This is a genomic window from Streptomyces sp. NPDC002130 (assembly GCF_040296465.1).
Taxonomy (GTDB): domain Bacteria; phylum Actinomycetota; class Actinomycetes; order Streptomycetales; family Streptomycetaceae; genus Streptomyces.
Map to the genome: position 1 here is coordinate 1 of NZ_JBEOXI010000498.1, position 2,919 is coordinate 2,919.

4 protein-coding genes and 1 pseudogene are annotated in these 2,919 nt (G+C 63.1%); all 5 read right to left on the minus strand.

Annotation, left to right across the window (positions count from 1 at the left end; genetic code table 11):
* The coding region (locus ABT116_RS41710; protein WP_351645568.1) for an MBL fold metallo-hydrolase at window positions 1-782 on the minus strand (782 nt) is incomplete at its 3' end.
* Window positions 783-835: 53 nt separating this feature from the next.
* Complete coding sequence (locus ABT116_RS41715; RefSeq protein ID WP_003944639.1) at window positions 836-1,105, minus strand: metal-sensitive transcriptional regulator; 270 nt, start codon at window positions 1,103-1,105, stop codon at window positions 836-838.
* A 78-nt stretch (window positions 1,106-1,183) separates the two neighbouring features.
* Entirely contained in the window at window positions 1,184-1,957 is a 774-nt protein-coding gene (locus ABT116_RS41720) for a sulfite exporter TauE/SafE family protein (protein ID WP_003944622.1), read from the minus strand.
* Complete coding sequence (locus ABT116_RS41725; RefSeq protein ID WP_011133463.1) at window positions 1,957-2,373, minus strand: DUF302 domain-containing protein; 417 nt, start codon at window positions 2,371-2,373, stop codon at window positions 1,957-1,959. The genes ABT116_RS41720 and ABT116_RS41725 overlap by 1 nt, the downstream gene beginning before the upstream one ends.
* A 392-nt stretch (window positions 2,374-2,765) precedes the next feature.
* Window positions 2,766-2,919, minus strand: a pseudogene (locus ABT116_RS41730) (NAD(P)/FAD-dependent oxidoreductase); the annotation flags it as partial.

Here is a 2,919-nt window from a genome sequence, read left to right on the forward strand (position 1 = left end):
CGTAGTTCGTCTGGATCGACGGGCTCGGGCATGGACAGGTCGATCGGGGCCGGCCCTTTGGTGTTGATGACGCCCATATGGGCGTAGTACGCGGGATATGCAGACAGGCCCGCGATCAGCTCGTCGACATAGGTGTGTTCGTCCTGAGTCAGTGCGGGGTTGGACTGCTGCTGTTCACCGATGGTGGATGAGTCCCCGCTGGTCGGAGTTGCGGCACAGAAGCTACCGAACCCATGTGTGGGGTAGACCTCCACCTCAGCGGCCAGTTCGGCCGCGATACGGCGGACCGAATGGTACTGCGCGTGGGTCAGTTCATCAGTGTGCTCGGAGCCGAGCAGGTCAGTGCGCCCGGTGGACCCGTAGAGCATGGAGCCGCCGGTGAAGATTGCGATCGGCTCGCCGCGCCGGTGCAGAACGTAACTGACGTGGTGATGAGTATGCCCTGGGGTGTGCATGACCTCGAACGTCGTCGATCCCGCGTCGACGACATCGCCGTCGACGACTGCTCGGCGCTCGTATTCGACCGGATCGCCGTCCGGGACGACGTATTCGGCACCCGTGGCGCGCGCAAGTTCCAGGCCGCCAGTGACGTAGTCGTTGTGGATGTGAGTTTCCAGCACGTGGGTGATGACAGCGTTCTTTTCTGCTGCCAGCGCCCGGACGCGGTCGATGTCGCGTTGTGGATCGATCACCACGGCGATACCGTCGTGGCTGATCAGATAGCTGCGGTCGCCGAGGCTGGAAGTTTCAATGATGGCGATGTCCGGGTCGGTCGTGCTCATGGGGAGCTCCTACATGTTGTCGGTCGGCCTCGTTCCTGATGTGAAGCGGGCGTTCAGGCCAGCGCCAGGAAGAGCTTTTCCAGTTCTGCTTCGGTCATGGGTTCTTTGTTGTCTGCCGCTTCGCCTGTCATGCACTCTCGGAGACCGGTAGCGACGATCTTGAAGCCAGCTTTGTCGAGGGCCCTGGAAACAGCGGCGAGCTGGGTGACAACGTCTTTGCAATCGCGTCCGTTCTCGATCATGCCGATCACTCCCGAGAGTTGGCCGTGTGCGCGGCGGAGGCGGTTGAGGACCAATGCGATGCTGTCTTCGTCGCCGATCATGGGGTCTCCTTCAGATGCATGATGATGCCAGAAATTGCCAGATTACCCCCGGGGGCATCCAACGGGGTGCACGGTAGATCATCCGAGAACGAGAGTGTCGATGAGGACGTAACCTGCCACGACAAACACCAGGTAGGCGAACCACTGCCGAAGTGAGTCCGTGGCGATGCGTGTACCGAATCGTCCGGCCACCAACGAACCCGCAATGGCTGAACCTGCGAACGCTGCCGTCAAGGGCCAGTTTCCACCTAGGCCGTCGGCCTGAGCGATGAGTCCGGCGGCGGAGTTGGCGACGATGACCACCAAAGAGGTTCCGACGGCGACACTCATCTCGATTCCCAGCAGCAGAACCAATGCGGGGATGATCAAGAAGCCCCCGCCGACGCCGAACAGTCCGGTAAGGACACCGACGCCGAATCCGGTCGGTATGGACCGAGGTGCGCATCGGCGCCAGTTGATCCCGGAATTGCTCGTCCTGCAGGCGGTTCCGGGATTGTCGGGGCTGCGCAGCATGCGTGCCCCCGCGAGGATCATGACGATCGCAAAGCCGATCATCACGGCAGTTTCAGGTAGATGCTTGCCAAGGGCAGTGCCGGCCAGGGTGCCGAGGACTCCGGTGGCGGCGAAGATTGCCGCGAGTCGCCATTCGATGAGCCGCGCCCGCACCTTGGAGATGACCCCGACCGCGGAGGCGACACCGATCACCAACAGCGAAGTCGGTATCGCCTCCGGCAGGGGGAACCCGAGAGCGTACACGAGGATCGGGACAGCGAGGATCGATCCACCGCCTCCGAGGAGACCGAGCAGGATTCCGACGGTGAGGCCGAGCGCCAGCGCCAGGGTCAACGTCATCAACTGCGCACTGCATCCCGACTGCCGAGCGTGTCCAGGGCGGCTTGGAGTTTGGTGGTGGCCTCGGCCGCGACATCTGACAGTGCTGGTTCGCCCGTCACTTGGACCATGAGGTCCGGGTTCATCGCCTCGACGATGACCGATCCGGCGGTGGTGTCGGCACGGACGACGACGTTGCAGGGCAGTAGCAGGCCGATCTCACGCACGATTCCTACGGCGCGGTGTGCAAGCGTGGGATTGCACGCGCCTAGGATCAGATACTTCTCCATGTCTGTGCCAAGTTTGGCTTTCAGGGTGGCCTGCATGTCAATTTCGGTCAGCACACCGAAGCCTTGCTCGGACAGTGCTGCTTTGGTGGCGGTGACCGCCGTCTCGAAGTCGGTGTCGGTCAAGGTGGTCGAGAGTGCGATGGTCATGGTGGAGAATTCCTTCCGTTCGTCGAACTGCGGCAATTGTGTGCCTATCCGCTTCGGGGGTGGCGAAGACTTGGTACGCCCGCTCTGGTGAGAAGCGCACTTGCCGGGCACCAGCCGACCGCGGCGTAGAGGGCGAGGTTCGCGGCGGCGAAGGCGCTGAGCAGCCTCCACCGTGGTGCGTGGAGTTCGCCGAGGGTCAGGCCCGTCGCGGTGACGCCGGCGGCCAGTGCGGGGACGATACGTTCGATCGGCCACCCGGCAGACGTGCTCGAATGCGTGATGTTCGGATCGGTCATGATTCCTCCGTGAGGTGTTGTAATGGTCAGTGCGAGAAGCGGATCGACGGCAACATTCTGCGCAGCCAGCCCGGTGCCCACCATGCAGCGTGACCGCTCAGCCGGAGCAGGACCGGGAGCAGGATCAGCCTGATCAGGAAGGCGTCGAGCAACACCGCGCGGCGTCTCGATGGCGCCGAGCGAGACGACCTCGCGCTTGAGGAACATGCCGAGGGTCCAGTCGGCGAAGACGCGGATCTTGCGGTTCCAG